This window comes from Micromonospora rifamycinica (assembly GCF_900090265.1).
In the GTDB taxonomy this organism is placed as follows: domain Bacteria; phylum Actinomycetota; class Actinomycetes; order Mycobacteriales; family Micromonosporaceae; genus Micromonospora; species Micromonospora rifamycinica.
On record NZ_LT607752.1, the window covers coordinates 2,978,618 to 2,997,772 of the forward strand.

Sequence of the window (19,155 nt, forward strand, 5' to 3'; positions counted from 1 at the left end):
GCCCCGGTGCCGGGGCGGCGACGGATCGTCAGTCCGCCGCCGGGCTCCCCGCTGCGGCCGGGGTCAGCAGGTCACGGACCCGGGCCGCGTCCGGGTGGCCGAGGTCCTCGAAGACGGCGAGCGCCCGCCGCCAGGTCCGGCGGGCGCCGTGGACGTCCCCGAGCGCATGCCGGGTGTCACCGAGCCGGGTCAGGGTGTCCGCTTCGTCGTACCGGTCGCCGATCCGTCGGTACAGCACCAACGCCCGGCCGTAGCAGCGGATCGCCCGCCGGTGGTGGCCGAGCCGGTCGTGGATGAAGCCGAGGCTGTCCCAGGTGTTCGCCTCGCCGTGCCGGTCACCGGTCGCGGCCAGCAGCGTCAGCGCCCGCGAGCAGTGGTCGAGCGCCGGCCCGTACCGGCCGAGCTGGGCGAACGCCCAGCCGACCGCGTTGCGGGCGCTGGCCTCCCCGGCCAGGTGGCCGGCGGCCCGGTACAGCGCCAGGGCGCGCTGCCCGTGCTCCAGCGCCTCGGCGTGCCGGCCGAGCCCGTCGAGCATCGCGCCGAACGCCCGATGGGTGCGGGCCTGCCCGGTGTGGTCGCCCAGCCCGTCGAACAGGGCCAGGGCCTGTCGGTAGTGCTCGACCGCCTCGTCCACCCGACCCAACCGGTTCAGCGCCCGGGCCAGGTCACGGTGGGCGTTCGCCTGTCCGGGAAGGTCGGCCGCCCGACGTGCCCCGGCCAGGGCGGCCTGCTGCGCCACGACCAGCTCCGGCCAGTTCCCCCGCCGCTGGAGGAAGTCCACCAGCGCCCAGGCCAGCTGCCAGGCGTGGCCGTCGAACCCGGTGCGCCCGGCGTGCGAGACCGCCGCCAGCAGCACCGGGTACTCGGCGGTGAACCAGGCGAGCGCCCGACCGTGGTCGGGCGGTTCCTCGGGGGTCACCCCGGGCAGGGCGGCGACCGGCACCACCGGATCCCGGCCCGGTTGCAGCAGCAGGGCCGCCGCGTGCGCGGTGTGCAGGTAGTGGTCCAGTCCACGCTGGAGGGCCGCCTGCCGCTCCTCGACCGGTTCGAGGCGCTCGGCCAGCTCGGCCGCGTACGCCCGGAGCAGGTCGTGCGCGACGAACCGGCCGGGCGCGTGCTCGGTGAGCAGGTGCGCGTGGGCCAGCTCGGCCAGCAGCCGGGCCGTCCGGTCCCGGGGCAGGCCGGCCAGACTGGCCGCCGCGGCGACCCCGGTGTCCGGTCCCGGGTGGCAGCCGAACAGCCGGAACAGTCGCGCCGCCGGTGGGGTCAGGTTCCGGTACGACCAGGAGAAGACCGCCTGCACGTCGGTGCCGGTGTCCCCGCCGTCGAACGAGTCCAGCAGGCGCGGCGCCTCGCGCAACTCGGCGACGATGGTGGCCAGCGGGAAGGTGGGATGCGCCGCTCCCCGCGCGGCGAGCACGGCCAGCGCCAGGGGCAGCCGTACGCACCGTTCGATCATCTCGTCGACCGCGGCGGGTTCGACAGTCAACCGGTCCGCGCCGAGCCGCCGGGCGAGCAGCTCCCACGCCTCGTCGGTGCTGAGCAGGTCGACGGTGATCTGGCGGGCGCCCTCGGCGGTGATCAGGCCGGCCAGCCGGTGGCGACTGGTGACCAGGCAGAGGCAGTTCGGGCTGCCGGCCAGCAGGGGGCGTGCCTGGTCGACGTCCCGGGCGTTGTCCAGCAACACCAGCATCCGGCGGTCGGCCAGCAGGCTGCGGTAGAGACCGACCTGCGCGGACAGGTGGGTGGGAATCCGGTCGGGCGGCACGCCCAGGGCTTCGAGGAATCCCCGGACCGCCTCGGTCGGTGTGACCATCGCACCGGTGGAGTCGAATCCGCGCAGGTCGACGTAGAGCTGACCGTCCGGGAAGCGGTCGGCGACCCGGTGCGCCCAGTACACCGCCAGCGCGGTCTTGCCGACGCCGGCCGTCCCCGACAGGACCACGGTGCTGGTCGGCCCGGCCCGGCCCGGCGCGTCGTGGCCGGTGCGGCCGGCGTCGAGCTGATCGAGCTGCGCGGCCCGGCCGACGAAACCGGGCAGGGCGGGGGGCAGTTGACGCGGCACCGGCACCCGGGCCACCGGTGTGCCGGCCCGGGTGCCGCCGCTCCTGGTCCGCGCCCCGGAGGCCCGGGCGGGCCGGCCCGGGGCGGGGTGGTCCGGGTTCGTGTGCCGGCGGCGCTCCTCGACCCGGTCCCGCGCGGTGGCCAGCGCCCCCTGCTCGGCGGGGGTGGCCCCGAGCAGCCGGATCAGGGTGTCGAACCGCTCCGGCGGGGGCAGGATGTTGCCGGCGAAGTACTCCCCGATCACCCCCCGCGACCAGCCGGTCCTCGCCGCCAACTGCCGGTACGTCAGCGGCGTCTCGCCCTGCTGCCGGGCTTCCCGGCGGCGGAGCTGGCGCAGCAGTCCGGCCAGGTCCGGCACGGTCTGCGCGTCGGTGTCCAGGCGGTGCGCCTCCGGCGCGGGGCGGACCGCCCGGGCCGCCGGCTGCCGGGTGCCCGCAGGTCCCCGTTGGTCGGACATTCGGCGTTGGTCGGACATTCGGCCTCCACCCCCCGGGCATCCCCGTCGCCCCGGATGCGACACCGGGAGGGTAGAACCGGCCGGGCGACGCCGGTAGGCCATTGCCGATGTATGACAGTTCCACGTCGGACCTGTTGCGCCGACCGCAGGTCGACAGCCGTTCGGCCGGTCTGCCAGCACCGTCCGACGACCGCCCGTCCTGCGCTGTCCGGGAGTGTCCAGCGGTGTCCAGGATGCACCGCCGGACACCCCCGTGACCTGCCAATGTCCCCAGGGCGGGCTGACGCCCGCACCGCAGATCACTGGGGAAGGGATACCTGATGACTCGTCCACACCCGACCGCACCGCGGTCGGCGGGAGTGCTGCGTCGCGTCGCCACCACCGCGTTCGGCGTCACGATGCTCGTCGCGGGGGTGGCCGCCGCACCGGCCAGCGCCGCGCCCGCTCCCACGGCGCCGCCCGGCAAGGCGGCCACCACCGGTTCGTTCGTCGACAGCACGCCGGTGCCCGGGGGCTTCGCCTCCTGGAAGGAACTGCTGACGTTGCAGCAGCGGATGAACACCGCCGCCGCCCGGATCACCAGCCTGGCGGAGCGCAACCCGAAGTCCGGTTTCGCGGGTGTGGTCGCCGACCCCACCGCCCGGCAGTTGCAGGTCTACTGGAAGGGCGAGCCGCCGGCCGACATGGTGGCCGTGAGCCGGACCACCGTGCCGACCCGGGTGCTGCCCGCCGCGTACACCCGGCGGGAGCTGGTGGCCGCGGCGGCCAAGCTGCGCCGTTCGGCCGGCGACAAGCTCACCACGGTCGGGCCGCGGGCCGACGGTGCCGGCCTGCTCGTCGGTACGCAGAACGGGCTGCCCGGCGCGGCGAGCCTGGCCGGTGTCCCGGTCACCGTGCAGACCGGGGTCGCCGCCGCGCCCGCCACCCGGTGGGACGACACCGCCCCGTGGTGGGGCGGCGCCGCGTGGCGCAACACCGCCACCGGTGGCGGCTGCTCGACCGGTTTCGGGGTCTTCCGGGCCGGAGCGGCGCGGGTGCTCTCCGCCGCGCACTGCGCCAACATCAACGTCGTCGCCGCCGACCCGACCGGGCAGACGATCGGCGCCGTCGGCGTCCGGAACACCGGCACCGACACCCTGCTGCTGACGGCCAGCGCGGGCGGGCGGGTCTTCAACAACAGCACCGACGCGGCCGGCAACGTGGTCAGTGAGTTCAACAACCAGGTGATCGGCGCGCTGGCCAGCCAGGTCGGCAACTTCGTCTGCACCTCCGGGGCATACTCCGGAACCCGCTGCTCGATCCAGGTCAAGGCCCGCGACCTGTGCATCAACGTACGTGACTTCGCCACGGTCTGCGGCCAGGTGCAGGCCGAGAGCACCACCCGCACCAACGCGGTCGGCCAGGGCGACAGCGGCGGCCCGGTGGAGATCGTCAACGGGGCGAACACCCTCCAGGTCTGGGCCACCGGCACCAACACCGCCATCGACGACACCAACACGCTGACGGCCTGCACCGGCTACGTCCCCACCGGCCGCAAGTGCGCCTGGCGGATGTACTACGAGGACATCATCTCCGGGATGGCCGGCGTCGGCGCCTCGGGCGTGATCCTCGGCTGACCACCCCGACGTCCGCCGATCAGATCCGGCGGCCGGGCCGAGGCGCGATCCGCGTCGGCCCGGCCGCCGACCGGCATGTCCGGCCCAAGGCGGGGACGACCCAAGGCGGGGACGGCCGAAGGCGGGGACGGCCGAAGGCGGGGGCGGCGTCGGACGGGTGGCACGGATCGGATCACGGATCGGTCTCGGAAGTTTCGAGCTACCCCTTCCGACCACTCCCCCGGGCCGGCACACCACAGTGGTCGACCGGGCCGGATCCGAGCCGTCGACACGGCCGCCGGCCAGCGGCAACCCGGTCGGAGCGAGCGATCTTGTTACGATAGAGTTTCGGGAATCTTTCGGAAAGTCGTTGACAGGTGGAGGATCGACGCCCTACCGTCGCCATCGACAGCACTCGATGCTGTCGCCACCACCCCACCGCGACCCGTCCCCGATTCCGCTGGACGACTCCGCGTGGTGACACACACCGCATGACCGGCTGCCGCACCTGGCCACCGACAGGCCGCCGGGTCGCGCCGCGTCGCTGGCTCCGGCCAGCTGTCACGAGGAGGAAAACGCACATGAAGGACACCTCGACCAGGCCGCGAAGGAGCCGCGTCCGGCTGCTCCTCAGCGCCGCGTGCGCCGCGGCGCTCGCCGTCACCGGCACGTTCATCGCCTCGCCCAACGCGTACGCCGAGAACGACCGGACCCTCACCTCGAACCTCACCGGAACGCACAACGGCTACTTCTTCTCGTTCTGGAAGGACAACGGCAACGCCAGCATGACGCTGCGCGCCGACGGCCGCTACAGCAGCAGCTGGGACCGGAGCACCAACAACTGGGTCGGCGGCAAGGGCTGGGCCACCGGCACCCGGCGGACGGTCAGCTACTCGGGCACCTACAACCCGGGCAACAACAACACCTACCTCGCCCTGTACGGCTGGACCCGCAACCCGCTCATCGAGTATTACGTGGTCGAGAACTTCGGCAGCTACAACCCGAGCAACGGCGCCACCCGGCTGGGCACGGTGACCACCGACGGCGGCACCTACGACATCCTGCGTAGCCTGCGGACCAACGCCCCGTCGATCGACGGCATCCAGACGTTCTACCAGTACTGGAGCGTCCGGCAGCAGAAGCGCAGCAGCGGTACCATCACCACCGCCAACCACTTCGACGCCTGGGCCCGCGCCGGCCTGAACCTCGGCACCAACCACAGCTACCAGATCATGGCGACCGAGGGCTACCAGAGCCAGGGCAGCTCCGACATCACCGTCCGCGAGGGTGGCGGCGGCAACCCGACCAGCGGGCCGACCGCCAACCCGACGACCACCCCGCCCTCCGGCGGCAACTGCACCGCGGTGCTCTCGGCCGCCGAGCAGTGGGGTGACCGGTTCAACCTGAACGTCGCGGTCAGCGGCACCAGCAACTGGGTGGTCAGTCTCGGGCTGAACGGCGGCCAGAGCATCCAGAACAGCTGGAACGCCTCGGTCAGCGGCACGAGCGGCACCGTCACCGCCAGGCCGAACGGCAACGGCAACAACTTCGGCATCACCATCATGGCGAACGGAAACTGGACCTGGCCGACGGTCAGTTGTCGAACGGCCTGACCCCGACCGGTTCCTGAGCACGACACAGCGGCGGGCGGCCCCGGTGACACCGGGACCGCCCGCCGTGGCGTTGCCTGCGGTCAGCCGCGTATCCACTGCTGGTTGCTGCCGCCGTTGCAGGTCCAGAGCTGGACGGCGGACCCGTTGGCGGTGGCCCCGCCGTTGATGTCCAGGCACAGCCCCGAGGCGACCCCGACGATCGTGCCGTCGGCGTTGAGCCGCCACTGCTGGTTGGTGCCGCCGGTGCAGCTCCAGATCCGGGCCCGGGTGCCGGACGCGGCGCTCGGCACGTCCAGGCACTTGTTGCCGTAGACGGTGAGCTGGTTGGTCGAGCTGAGCGACCAGCGCTGGTTGGCGCCGCCGTTGCAGTCCCAGATCTGCACCACCGCGCCGTCGGTCTGGCTGGCCCCGTTGACGTCCAGGCACCGGTTCGAGCCCGCGCCCCGGATCTCGCCGGTCGGGGTGCCCGGGGAGCCGACGGCGGTCACCGAGAGGTTGTCGAACTGGGCGGTGACGCCCTGGCCGGTGCCGTACCCGATCTGGCCGGCGACCCAGGTGGAGTCGGTGGCCGTGCCGACGGTGTTGCCGTCGATGGCGGCGGTCAGCGTGCTGCCGTTGAGCGTGAACGCCAGGTTGTGCCACCGCCCGGTGCCCAGCGCCGCGGTGTTGCCGCTGGCCAGGGTGCGCCAGTTGCCGCTGGTGTTGTTGCTCCGGATCGACCAGGCCCCGCCGTCGGTGACCCGGAAGTAGTACCCGTTCATGTTCTGCGGGCCCTGGTGGTTGTAGGTGTTGCCGCGCCCGATCAGCTGCGCGTAGCCGGACTTCTCCAGCAGCACGTCCGAGGAGACCGTGTAGTTGCGCCAGCTCAGGTCGCCCAGCAGGGTGTACGGCTCGGCCTGGCCGGAGGTCCAGTAGATCGGGGCCTGCTCGGACATCTGCCGGACGCACTGCCCGGTGCGGCCGGCGGCGCAGCCGGCGATCTCGAAGGAGCCCTGCTGGTCCATCAGGTACCGCGCCTCGCGGCCGGTGGCGTACGAGTCGAAGGTGTCGGTGTACGGCAGCGTCAGGGTGCCCTGCGCCGGGCTGACCGCCGTGCCCTTGCCCTGCCCGCTGGTGGTGGTGATGCTGTAGACGTAGCCGGGCTGGACGGTCAGCGAGAAGCGCCCGCCGTTCGGGGTGATGTCGCTACCCCGGACGAAGTGGTCGGCGGTGTTGTTCGACCGCACGTTGGTCGACCAGACCCGGACCGTGCCGGTGGACAGGCCGCCGGTGACGGTGAAGTCGAGGGTCTGCGCCGCGCTGGCGTCCATCGTCTCGATGACGGTGCTGTAGTCGCTGTTGTTGGTGGACTTCAGCGAGACGTAGCTGCCGTTGTTGCGGTTGCCGCCGAGGTATCCGCTGGACGCGTCGAGGTAGCGCCAGCCCGGGGCGGTGAACTGGGTGGTGTGCCCCATCACCCAGGCGTTCTTGCCGATCGAGTACGCCCCGGACCACGGCTGCTGGGCCACCGCCACGCCGGTGGTCGCCCACGGGATGTTGGGCGTGATGGCGGCGATGACCGGCCAGTTGATGTACGCGGTCATCTTGCCGTCGAGGTAGCCCCGGTTGATGCCCCGGGCGAGTGCCTGCGCCCCCGCGTTGTAGTCGTCGGAGCCGTTCTCGCTGGCCCACAGCGACTTGCCGGTGGACACGGCGTTGTTGGAGCTGGGGCAGCTGGTCTGGGCGCTGCGGTAGCCGCAGACGTAGTGGCTGCCGAAGACCTGCACGGCGGTGGCGAACGCCGGGTCGCGCAGCGAGTCGTCGGCGGCGCCCCAGCCGAAGTCGTCCGAGGCGACGATCTTGACGTTGCTGTAGCCGCGGGCGTTGAGGGTGGAGCGCAGGTTCTTGTACCAGCCGGTGTTGTAGCCCTTCTCGTTCCAGCCGCCGAGGTAGTTGATGGTCAACCCGTGGGTGCCCGCACAGTCCAGCCAGGCCACCAGGTAGTCGATGGAGTCGTTGGACCAGAAGTTGCCGTTGCCGATCCAGCCCGGCGCTCCCCAGGCCAGGCCCACCAGGGCGATGTTGGGGTTACGGGCGCGGGCCTGCTCCATCATCCACCACTCGTAGCCCCGGTTGCAGTTGATGCTGCCCCGGGTGTGCTCGTGGCTGGGCTCCGCGCCGGAGGTCGAGTTGGTGTCGCCGCCGATCTCCACCTTCATCAGCTGCATCGCCGCGCCGTAGCCCGGCTTGAACAGGTAGTCCAGGATGTCGCTGCGCTGCGGCTCCGGGTAGTCGATCAGCAGCCGGCTGTTGCCGCCGCCGCCGCTGACCGCGCCGACCCCGTCCAGCACCCGTCCACCGGACCCACCGTTGATCGTGATGGCGGTCGCCGCCTGGGCCGGGGAGGCGAATCCGGTCAGTACGGCCGCCGCCGCCACCGCCGCTCCGGCCATCGACGCCGCCAACCGACGTGGCCGCCATCCGCTGCGCCACCGTCGGCGGCGTGACCCGCCGCCACCGGTGCCGTGTGGACGACTCTCTGCTCCGAACATCTGACTCGCCTCCCAGCCGTTTCCGGCCCGGAGCGGTACGGCGCACATCGGACTGCCGTACCCCACGCAGGATAGAAATCGGCGACCGTCAATGATTAGACGTCGTATGTTAGGCACCGTGCCGTTCGCCGGTCAACGGCCGACCCCGCACCTTTACCGCCGAATCGGGACAGCTCCACCACGATCCGGGAACGCGTCGCCGGAAAAGATCAGATGAATACGCCCGGTGGGCACCCCGCGCCCGTCGACCCGGCCACCACCGACGGGTGGCGGCCGGATCGACGGGACACGGCGTCGGTCAGCCCGGCAGGACCACCTGCGCCGGGGCGGACCGGTGGGTGGTGGTGCCGTCACCCAGCTGCCCGGACATGTTGTTGCCCCAGCACCACAGGCCACCGTCGGTACGCACGCCGCAGCTGTGGTAGCTGACGGCCAGGTTCTGCGTCCAGGTGGTCGCGGTGCCGACCCGGACCGGGGCGGACCGGTGGGTGGTGGTGCCGTCACCCAGCTGCCCGAAGCCGTTGTTGCCCCAGCACCACAGGCCACCGTCGGTACGCAGCGCACACGACGAGTCGACACTCGCCTCGACCCTGGTCCAGCTGGTGGCGGTGCCGACCTGGATCGGACTGGTCTGGACGCCGGTGCCGCCGCCCACCTGACCGTACCCGTTCTCACCCCAGCACCACAGGGTGCCGTCGGTGCGGACCGCGCAGGTGTGCGCGTGCCCGGCCGTCACGCCGGCCCAGGTGGTCGCGGTGCCCACCTGCGCCGGGGTCGCCCGGTAGCCCAGGATGCCCACGCCGAGCTGGCCGTCCGTGCTGTCGCCCCAGCACCACAGGGTGCCGGTGGTCTGCACGGCGCAGCTGTGCGCGTACCCGGTGGTGACGCTCGCCCAGGTGGTGCCCGTACCCACCTGGACCGGGCTGGTCGCCCGGGACGGCGAGGTGCCGACGCCGAGCTGCGCGTTGCGGTTCAGGCCCCAGCACCACAGCGTGCCGGTGGTCTGCACGGCGCAGGTGTGGTTGGCGCCGGCGCTGACGCCGGCCCAGGTGGTGGCGGTGCCGACCTGCACCGGGGTACTCCGGCTCGTGGTGGTCCCGTCACCGAGCTGCCCGCTGTAGTTGCCACCCCAGCACCACAGCGTGCCGTCGGTGCGGATCGCGCAGTTGTGGCTGGTACCCGCGTCGACCCGCGACCAGGTGGTGGCGGTGCCGACCTGCACCGGGCTGGTCCGGTTGGTGGTGGTGCCGTCACCGAGCTTGCCCCCGTAGTTGTCACCCCAGCACCACAGCGTCCCGTCGGTACGGATCGCGCAGGTGTGCAGGTCACCGGCGGTGACCCGGGACACCTCGGCGGCGAACGCGGCGCTCGACGCGCCCCGCTCCGCCACGCCGGCACCCGCGACGGCTGCGCCCGCCGAGAATCCCACGGCGAGCGCGGCGACCCCGAGGGACACCGCCGCTGTGGTGACGGCGGCGCGGGCCGCCCGCCGCCATCGGGCCCACAGCCGACTGTTCCGTTGTTCGTTCATGCTCTGTTCTCCCCAGACAAACGTCGAATCCTGCACGGTGGAGGCGGCATCGCCCCGGCGGGTCTCCCTCGACCCACCGCGTACAGCAGTGACCCTATGCATTGAAAGCAATCAATGCGAGAGCCAACCGGGGCGATGTCGGGCCTACCGGTGCCGTCGATGGACGTCCGTCGGGGTCAGCTCCGGCTCCAGCGCTGACCGGCGCCGCCGTTGCAGTCCCAGATCTGGGTACGCGCGCCGTTGGCCGTGCCGTTGCCGACCACCTCCAGGCACCGGCCCGAGCCCACCCCGGTGATCGTGCCGTCGGCGTTGAGCCGCCACCGCTGGTTGGCCTGGCCGTTGCAGTCCCAGATGATCACGGAGCTGCCGTTGGCGGTGGCCGCGCCGTTGACGTCCAGGCACTTGCCGCCGAAGACCCGCAGCTCCTGGGCGGCCGTCGAGGTCCAGCTCTGGTTGCTCTGGCCGTGGCAGTCCCAGATGATCGCCGCCGCGCCGTTGGTCTGCGCGCCACCGTTGACGTCCAGGCACCGACCGGAGGAGGTGTGCCGGACCGCGCCCGTGCCGGACGGCGGCGGGGTCGTCGGGTTGCCGGTCGGCGAGGCCGTCGGGGTCGGCGTCGGGGTGGTGCCGTCGAACTGGGTGAAGAACCGCCAGACCTCACCCTTGGTCCAGGTACGGACGCCGCTGTCACCGCCGCCGTCCACCGGGCCGGGGGTGTGCCCGCCGTCGAAGGCGGCCCAGACCACAGGGTAGCCGGCCCGGCAGCCGGAGTAGGTGGTGGTGATGTGGGTCAGGCTGCCGGCCCGCGGCTCGGGCGGGCTCTGCGCCGTACACCCGTTGTTGCGGACGAAGGTGTCCCGCAGCGACCGGCCGGCGGAGACGTTGAGCACCGGGTCACCGATGCCGTGGATGCCCATGTAGGCGATCGGCTGACCACCGCCGCTGCACCCGCTGAGCTGCCCGCCGGAGTAGACCGCGACGGCGCGGAAGACGTTCGCCCGGGAACAGGCCAGCGAGTAGCTCATGCCCCCGCCGTAGCTGAAGCCCAGGGCGAACAGCTGCGTCGTGTCGACGCACAGGTCGTTCTCGATCAGCCGGACCATGTCGTCGACGAAGGTGACGTCCTGGCCGCCGGGGTTGGCCCAGCCGTTGCCGTTGCCCTGGGGGGCCACGAAGATCGTGCTGTTGTTCGCCTGCTGGCGCAGCCCGTAGTAGGACCAGGCCGCCCCGTCCGCCCCACCCCCGTCGACGTCGTTGGCGGTACCGCCGTTCCAGTGGAACCCGAAGATCAACCGGTACTGGTGGTTCCGGTCGTAGTTGTCGGGAATCCGGAGGATGAAGCTACGGTTCTGACCGCTGCTCTGGATGGACCGCTGGCCGCTGGTCAACGTGGGTGCCTTGCCGCACCCCGGGGTCGCCGCCGCCGCCGCGACCTCGGCCGCCGCCGCCGTACCGGTCGCGCCACCGGCCAGGGCCGTCGCGCCCACGGTCAGGACGAGGACCGCCGCCGCCGCGAGAGATCCGAGGATGGGTCTACGCCTTGTCATGATGCTGGGCTCCTGCCACTCGGCATGGACTGATGTCAGGTACGGCTGTGCCACGGCGATCCCGACGCGCGCCCGACTGCCTCCCGCTGACCGCACCCGCCAAGGACGGAGCACCGGGAGACGCTCGGTGCGCCCACGACGCCGACCGGCTCGTCGCCGCGGAGGCCAGCCACTGGTCCCGCTGCCCGGGCGGAGCCGGCTGGCCGTCGAACCGATCGGTGGTCCACCACGTACGCCCGAACGCCACCCCGTCGGGTACCGCCACCGGAGCACCGGCACCCGACGTCGAATCGATTCGGCCAGACCCTAGGCCGGAAAGTGAAACATGTCAATGCTGTGTCCGGCAGGTTGCGACCCGGCTCCACCGCCGGCCGACCCGCCGGAGCGGCCCAGAATCCGCAGGCCACCCGCCCGACGTGCGGTCCGACGGACGCACGGCGTCACCGTCATACGGCACCACGGACGCGCGACGTCGGCACCGCACCGCACGACAACCGCGCGACATCGACGCCGTACGGCGCGACGGACGTGCGACATCGACGCCGTACGGCGCGACGGACGTGCGACATCGATGCCGCGCGGCTGCTCCGGCCCGCCGCGACCGACGACCCGGGGCCGGGTGCAGTGGCCCGGCCCCGGGGAGTGCGGTCAGTTGCGCAGGCTCCACTGCTGGTTGGTGCCACCGTTGCAGGACCAGAGGATGATCTTCGTGCCGTTGGCCGTGGCCGCGCCGTTGGCGTCGAGGCAGAGCCCGGACTGGGCGTTGGTCAGGGTGCCGTTGGCGTTGAGGTTCCACTGCTGGTTGGTGCCGCCGTGGCAGTCCCAGATGATCACCGTGGTGCCGTTGGTCGTACCCGCGCCGTTGGCGTCCAGGCACTTGTTGCCGTACACGGTCAGTTGCTTGTTGGCGCCGTAGGTCCACTGCTGGTTGGCGGCGCCGCCGCAGTCCCACAGCTGCACCTGCGTGCCGTTGGTGGTGGAGGAGTTGGGCACCTCCACGCAGCGCCCGGACTGGGCGCCCACCAGCCGACCGCCCTGCTGGCTGCTGCCGCCCCCCTGCTGGCGGACGATCGAGGTCGACTCGGCGGACCGGTTGCCCTGCGCGTCGAGCACGAACAGCCGGTACTCACCCTGGGTGGACGGCACGGCGATCGAGGTGGCGGTGCCGGCGGCCCTGGTCATCGTCGGGCCGGCGGTGAAGGTGGTCGTGCCGGCCGGAGCCAACCAGACCGTCCTGGCCGCGTCACCGGTGCTCCGGATCGGCACCGACGCCGTCGCGCTCGTGACGAACGTGCTGGCCGGGAGCACGTAGTTCGGCAGCGACAGGTTGGCTGCCGGAATGATGTCCCGGAACGCGTCCTCCAGCCCCGAGTTCGCCGCGATGGCGTACGCCGCAGCCGGCCAGACGTAGTCGGAGGAGACGATGATGTCGTTGACCGTGCTGTTGGGCAGGTTCTTGTTCGACACCTTGTTGATCGGGCCGTAGATCTGGGTGATGCTCAGATCGTGCTTCCGGCCGAAATCGTCGGAGTTGATGAGCCAGGTGACGTTCTTGTCCACGCTCAGGACGTTGTCGCGGAAGGTGATGTACGCCGAGCCCTCGTCCGGGTGCAGACCGTACTTGTGACCGGAGGGCACACCCTGGAGATAGTTGTTGGTGATCGTGGTGCCCGGCTGGCTGCCCAGGGTGTAGATCGGCGCGGTGTCACTCAGCCGCTGCACCGTGTCGATGATGTGGTTGTAGCTGATCGTGTTGTTCCGGGCCGTCGTGGTGGGCCGGTTGGGCGCGATCGAGCCCGACGAGCCGTCGAAGTTCCACCAGCCCCAGCCGAGGGTGATCCCCGACCACGGCGACTTCTCGATCCGGTTGCGCTGGATCGTCAGGGTGTCGACGAAGTACGCCGAGATCGGGCTGTGCCCGTTGAACAGCACCGCGCTGTCGTACAGGTAGTTGTTCCTGATCTCGATGTTCCTGGGCAGCCCCTCGACCTGCGGCGACCACTTCTCCCGGTTGGTCGACGTGCCGTCGCCGATGTAGACGTGCTGCGGGTGGCCGACGGTGACCGCGGACCCGGCGACGTCGTTGGTGACGTTCCCGATCAACTGGCTGTTCTGCACGTCGTTGACCATGTTGACGCCGTCGGCGCCGGTGTGCTGGAACCGGTTGCGCTCCAGCCGGATCCCGTCGGCGTTCTCCACCTGGAGCATGCCGGGGGTGGTGTCGACGTTGCGGTAGTAGTAGTCGTGGAAGTTCCGCTTCGCGTACGCCTGCGCCCCGAGGTTGCCCTGCTGTGCCTGCTTGAACGACGAGCCGGCGACGTTGAACAGGTTCCAGTCGGAGTGCTGCACGGTGAGCCCGGAGAACGTGATGTTGCGGGCGTGGCTGCTCGTCGAGGTGCCGGCGACCCGCAGCAGGGTGGTCACGTTGTTCGGCGCGAAGACCGACGCGGTCGCCATGTTCTCCGTGCTGGACTTGTAGTAGTAGAGCGTCCGGCTGCTCTTGTCGAAGTGGAACTCACCCGGCGCGTCGAGGAACTCGTAGGCGTTCATCACCTTGTGCGAGCCGCCGGTCTGGGCGTTGCCGTTGAACGCCCCCTGGGCGATGGCGGCACCCGGCTGCTGGAACAGCGCCACCCGGTTGGCACCGTCGGAACTCGTGGTCACCTGACGCACCCCCACGATGGCGGTGGTCCAGGTGGTGGCCGTCTCGATCTCGATGTCGTCGGCGTTGCGGGCGATGGCGGGGAAGTCGTTCAGGCTGTACTTCGCGCCGTCACACTGCGACCCCGACTCCCAGGCCCACGCCGCCTGCCCGGCCGTGATGTTGTACGTCCCGTAGCAGCCCGCCGAGCCGATCGTCTTCGACGCCATGAACGCCCGCTTGTCGTTGACGTAGAGCGCCCGCAGTTTGGTGGCCCGGTCGAGTGGCGCCTTCCAGATGTTTCCACTGTGCTGGGTCCAGCCGGTCACCGGCACACCACCGTCGAGCACCGGTGTCTCGCCGGGATAGGCGGAATACATGACCCGGTAACCGTTGGTGCCGGAGTCGGCCGCCCCGAACTCGACGGTGCTGCTCACCGGGTAACGCCCGCCGCGCAGGTACACCTGGATGTCGCCGGTCATGCTCGCGTTCACGGTGCGGACGGCGTCCCGGGCGCGTTGCAGGGTCTTGAACGGCGACTGGACGGTGCCCGCGTTGGCGTCGTCACCGTCCGGCGCGACATAGTAGGTTTGCTGGACGGCGGCCGAGGCCGGCGGCGGGTTCCCGAGCACGGCCGGCAGCGCGGCGGCGACGAGCAACACGCCCGCCGACAGCGATCTGCGCACGACGGAGAGAGCTGATTTCACGTACGGTTCCTTTCGCCTGCCGCCGACTACGTGTCCGCTGGACGGTCGTCCGGGCAGTGCGACAATGAACCGCCGTGCGAACACGGGTCGACGCGCTGGGAGCGGGTGCGCTCCCGGGGTCCGACCGTTGGCGGGTTCCTTGCCGAGACACCATGACCGACCGGGCAGGGTCCACGTTCGAGCGATGCGTACCGACAGCGGAGAGCCCCCTGCCACCGGGAGCTCCCACCGTCCGCTCAGACGCTCTTGCCCGTAGTCACGGAATGCTGCCTGAAGCGTAGGCGGCGCTTCCGGCGGACGCAACTACCAATTGTCAATCACCTATGCGTAATCGTGACCCTGCCGGCGGGAAGCCCGGATCGTCTCCTCGCCGACCGCCCGTCGACCGCCACCCGGGGTGGATGTCGAACCACCGGCCCGCCGGTCACCGGACGGGTGAGCCGGTGCGGTCGTCGGGCTGCGGCCCGGCGGCCCGGCGGTCGCCCGGTCGGCGGTGGAGGTGCTCCCGCAGTTGCCGGCGCAGCTCACCGAGCGGCCCGGTGGCACCGAGCCGGCGCAGGAACTCCGGCGCGCTCCAGCTGACCAGGGCGCCCTGCCGGGACAGGTACAGGCCGACCCGGTCGATGCCGTACCGGTCGTCGTAGTCCAGCAGCAGGTAGCCGGCGAGCTGGTAGATCTCGTCGCGGCCCAGCTGGTGCGGTCGGATGGTCGCCTTGCAGTCCAGCAGCAGGCCGTCGAGGATGAAGTCGGCGTCCGCGCCGCCGATGTCCTGACTGCCGGCGAACGTCGGGCCGCAGAACCGGGCGGCGGCGGGCAGTTCGAGGAACGGCCCGAACGCCTCCTCGGCGATCGCCAACTGCCGGGTGACATCCTCGATGGCGTAGCCGGGGACCGCCGCCAGCAGGTCGTCGAGCGTGGTCGCCGGGGTCGCGCCGGTCAGCATGCTGTACCGCCGGATCTCACCGGTCCGGTAGACGTCCTCGTAGTAGGCGGCCACGAAGCACAGGCGCTCCAGGATCTCCCCGTCGATGTCGTCGTCACCGTTCAGGTAGGCGTCCACCATGGCGACCAGGTCGCGTCCGGCCCGGTGCAGGGCCTGTCGTACCGGTGGCGGGGGTGCGCCCCGCAGCGGCCCGGCGGCGCCGACGGCCTCGACGCCGATCCCGACCGGTGCGCCGAGCGGGCTGCCCAGGCAGAGCCGGAGCCGGAAGTCGACGGCGTGACCGAGCGCCGACCAGTCGGGATACCGCACGTCGATCGGCTGCACCGGACGGGGCAGGTCGCCGATCCTGCGGAGGTAGTCCTGCACGACGACCGCGCTGTGGGGCAGGTGCCGGGCCAGGAACTGCGACATCGGGGAGTTCGGGTACCTGAGCTGGCGGGTCAGGCTCAGCTCGATCATCGGCCGCCCGGCCACCGTGCCGTCGCCGGTCGACTCCATGGTCTTCTCGTAGTCGTCGATCCACCGGATCCCCGCCGGGTCCAGGTGGTGCCGGGCCCGGGTGACCGCCACGTAGATCAGCCGGGCCTCGCCGGCCCCGAGCGGACGCGGCATCCCGTGGTCGTCGACCGACGGCTCGGCGAAGCCGTTGCCGATCCGTACCCGGGACCACTCCCGGCCCTTGGCCTTGTGCGCGGTGGACACCGTGACCCGTGCGGTGCGCTCGTCGGTGAGCCGGTCGACGGCATCGATGATCACCTCCGGCCCGTACGTGTCGACCAGCGTCACGATCGCCTTGAGATCCTGGCCGGCGGTGTCGTTCTCGGCGTACTCCTGCACGTCGTCCCAGGAGGTGAAGAGGAACAGCTCCGGATGGGTGGTGGCCCGGCCGGCCTTCAGCGCCTGGGCGGCCTGCGCGATGTTCCGCAGCGTCTCCCCGCCGCCGGTGAGCGCCACCGGCACGCCCCGCTTCAGGAAGCCGAGGACCTCCTGCATCGCGTCGGCGTTCCCCCGGCAGAGCACGGCGTCGATCTCCGCCGCCGCTCCGACCCGGGAGTCGATCACGCTGTTGCCGGTCAGTTGCAGGTCCGAATCGGCGTGCCGGAGCCAGCGGTTCGCCGTCCGGGCGATGTGCGGGCCGAACCGGAACGACCTGGTCAGGTAGAGGTGGTCCGCCGGGAAGCCGGTCATCACGTCCCGGGCGTCGCGCCACGCGTAGATCTGCTGGGCCGGGTCACCCACGCACACCCGCTGCGCGTGCTGGGCCAGGAAGACCTCCTCCAGGACCGGGTTGGTGTCCTGGGCCTCGTCGAGCAGGACGAAGTCCCCCTCCAGCACCGGCCCGGTCAGCGCCCACATCTTCAGATAGTGGTCGTGTTCGAAGCGCAGCCTGCCGTCCGGGGCGCAGATGTCGTCCCAGGCCCGGCACGCGTACGGCAGGAGCACCCGGGCGAGGTGGTCCTGGGCCACCGTGTCCAGCCCGTTGATCCGTTCCAGGTGCCGGGCCGTCAACTGGCGGTCGGTGCTGTAGCAGAACCGACGGATCATGCCCATCACCAGGCGGGCCTGGTGTGCGCAGGTGATCGGCCGGGAACTCACCCGCAGCTCCTGGCGGATGCCCAGCAACCGCGCGGTCTCCTTTGCGGGAATGCGGGCCGACCGGTTCAGCCGTTCCCGGTAGTTCCGGCCGACGGCGCGGTGTGCCAGCGAGTGCGCGGTACGGCATTCGACGTTCGCCCCGAAGCGCTGCCGGGCCTCGTCGGCGATCGCCCTGTTGAACGCCACGTAGAGGCCGCGCTTCCTGGTGGCCCCGGCCATCATCACCAACGTCGCGGTCTTTCCGGTGCCGGCCCCCGCCACCAGGGCCAGTTCCCTGCCCGCGAGGAACATGTCCCGGGCGGCGAGCTGCTCCTCGGTCGGCTTGACGTCCATACACCCTTCCCGGACCGGTTCCCGTGCTCACCCCGTCGTCGTCCGTGGACCATCCGACGGCCCGCCCGGACCCGAGAGCCGCTCGCGGAACCAGTGGAGCCTACTGCGAAAGTGAGCGCGATGTGATCACTCCATCACCGCCGCCCGGGAGGATCCACGGTGTCACCAGGCCGTCGACCCAGCCTTCCCGGAGAAAACAGGCGCATTGCGGTGATTCTCGATCCTCTCGCACGAGCACCGGCAGCGACGCCGGACGGTTCCTGCTGAGTTTCCGGTCAGGCTCGGGCGTCGCGCCGACGACGCGTGCGCTCGAACTCGGCGACATCCGACGTCCAGGGACCGTGCTGGTCGAGTGCGGCACAGCCGCCGCGGACGAAGGCGTGCACCAGGTCCCGGTACCCGGCGATCCCGTCGACCAGGCTGTACTCCACCCGGTACTGCGGCGCCGAGCCGGCCTCCCCGGGTCGCACCGTCGTGATCCGGGCGACGGAGTCCGCGTAGAAGTGCAGCTGGATCCCCTCGCCCCTCTCCTCGTCCTCGATGGTGAACACCTCGTTGTCCGCAGCGGAGCGGTCGGCGACGAACTCCCAGAACGCGGCGGAGGCGGTGCGGGGACCGGCCGCCGACCACTGCTGCCCGTCACCCTTGTCGTCGGTGAACGGCAGGGCGGCCTTCCCTGCGCTCCCGTCGTCGGCCTCCCCGTCGTCGTCGCGGCGACCGTCGACCGCCTCCCCGTCGTCGTCCGTCGGGGCGTCGCGGGAGCGGTCCGCCGCCTCGGAGCAGAGCAGGAAGCTCACCGTCCGCACCGCGTCATCGACGAGTTCGGGGTACGCGCGCCGCACGGCCGCGTCGACCACCGCCGCCATCCGGTCCCAGTCGCGCCGGTCGGTGGCCCGCCGTCCCCGGCGCGGGTCGAGGCCGATCCGCATCCCGGCACTCGCCCGCTCCGCGGTGGCGATCACCCGCAGGACCCGGGGCAGCAGCGCCGGGTCGACGGCATCGGGTACGCGTCGGGGGATCGTCGCGCCGTGCACGTACTGGCCCGTGTACCGCAGGATCTGCGCGTCGAGGGGGCCGAGGACCATGCCACGCTCGGCCCGACGGCGGTCCGCCTGATACTCCTGGGCCCGCTTCTCGTCCGGCCGTTCCGTCGCCGTACGCATCGCCTCGTAGACCTGACCGCGCTCCAGCAGGTCGGTGTCGGCGCCATGGGCGACGAGCCGGCTCCGGTCCCACCGGATGCGCCGGAAGAGCGCGTCGACCTCGACGGGCGCGGAGAGCAGGATCGGGTCCAGGAGCGCGACGGCGGCGTCCTGGTCGAGATCACCCCGGGTTCCGGCCGCCTCGCAGAGCGGGACGACCGCGCTCCACAACAGCAGGTGCCGGGCCAGGTTCTCCCGGATCACCGGGAGATGCGCCGCGCCGATCGGGAACGTGAACGTGCGCGGCTCATGGTTGGCGTCGGCCCCGGCGCCGAGCATCAGCCGCAGCTCTCCGTCCTCGCGGACCACCCGCGGGAGCCAGCCGCCGCCACGCGTGAACACGGTGTCCGTCACCGCCCGGACGTTCCCCGCACCGACATCGGCTGGACCCTGCC

General features: G+C 71.5%; 9 protein-coding genes. 2 read left to right on the forward strand and 7 right to left on the reverse strand.

Annotated features, from left to right (window positions below; translation table 11 throughout):
• Positions 1–28: 28 nt before the first annotated feature.
• Positions 29–2,521 carry an ATP-binding protein gene (locus GA0070623_RS12085; protein WP_089004016.1) on the reverse strand — a complete coding sequence of 831 codons (2,493 nt, stop codon included), beginning with the start codon at positions 2,519–2,521 and terminating at the stop codon, positions 29–31.
• 320 nt (positions 2,522–2,841) lie between these two features.
• Here GA0070623_RS12085 and GA0070623_RS12090 point away from each other — a divergent pair, with 320 nt between their 5' ends.
• Both GA0070623_RS12090 and GA0070623_RS12095 read left to right on the forward strand, forming a co-directional pair.
• A complete protein-coding gene (locus tag GA0070623_RS12090) occupies positions 2,842–4,137 on the forward strand; it encodes a chymotrypsin family serine protease (RefSeq protein ID WP_157517498.1) in 1,296 nt (431 codons plus the stop codon).
• A 560-nt stretch (positions 4,138–4,697) separates the two neighbouring features.
• Positions 4,698–5,729, forward strand: coding sequence for a glycoside hydrolase family 11 protein (locus tag GA0070623_RS12095; protein ID WP_067305925.1), 1,032 nt, complete (start codon positions 4,698–4,700; stop codon positions 5,727–5,729).
• A gap of 80 nt (positions 5,730–5,809) precedes the next feature.
• Here the strand turns inward: GA0070623_RS12095 and GA0070623_RS12100 are convergent, their stop codons facing one another.
• The 6 genes from GA0070623_RS12100 to GA0070623_RS12125 all read right to left on the reverse strand — a co-directional run bounded on the left by GA0070623_RS12100 (position 5,810) and on the right by GA0070623_RS12125 (position 19,114).
• A complete protein-coding gene (locus GA0070623_RS12100; protein ID WP_084261205.1) occupies positions 5,810–8,260 on the reverse strand; it encodes a ricin-type beta-trefoil lectin domain protein in 2,451 nt (816 codons plus the stop codon).
• A 298-nt stretch (positions 8,261–8,558) separates the two neighbouring features.
• On the reverse strand, positions 8,559–9,791 hold the full coding sequence (locus tag GA0070623_RS12105) for an RCC1 domain-containing protein (RefSeq protein WP_089004017.1): 1,233 nt from the start codon (positions 9,789–9,791) through the stop codon (positions 8,559–8,561).
• 176 nt (positions 9,792–9,967) lie between these two features.
• Positions 9,968–11,338 (reverse strand): ricin-type beta-trefoil lectin domain protein, encoded by a 1,371-nt coding sequence (locus GA0070623_RS12110; protein ID WP_067303726.1) that lies wholly within the window; start codon positions 11,336–11,338, stop codon positions 9,968–9,970.
• A 648-nt stretch (positions 11,339–11,986) separates the two neighbouring features.
• Positions 11,987–14,686, reverse strand: a complete 2,700-nt coding sequence (locus tag GA0070623_RS12115; protein WP_067303730.1) for an RICIN domain-containing protein — start codon at positions 14,684–14,686, stop codon at positions 11,987–11,989.
• 424 nt (positions 14,687–15,110) lie between these two features.
• Positions 15,111–17,558 carry a UvrD-helicase domain-containing protein gene (locus GA0070623_RS12120; RefSeq protein ID WP_067303733.1) on the reverse strand — a complete coding sequence of 816 codons (2,448 nt, stop codon included), beginning with the start codon at positions 17,556–17,558 and terminating at the stop codon, positions 15,111–15,113.
• 275 nt (positions 17,559–17,833) lie between these two features.
• Complete coding sequence (locus GA0070623_RS12125) at positions 17,834–19,114, reverse strand: DUF6357 family protein (RefSeq protein ID WP_172898394.1); 1,281 nt, start codon at positions 19,112–19,114, stop codon at positions 17,834–17,836.
• Positions 19,115–19,155 lie beyond the last annotated feature (41 nt).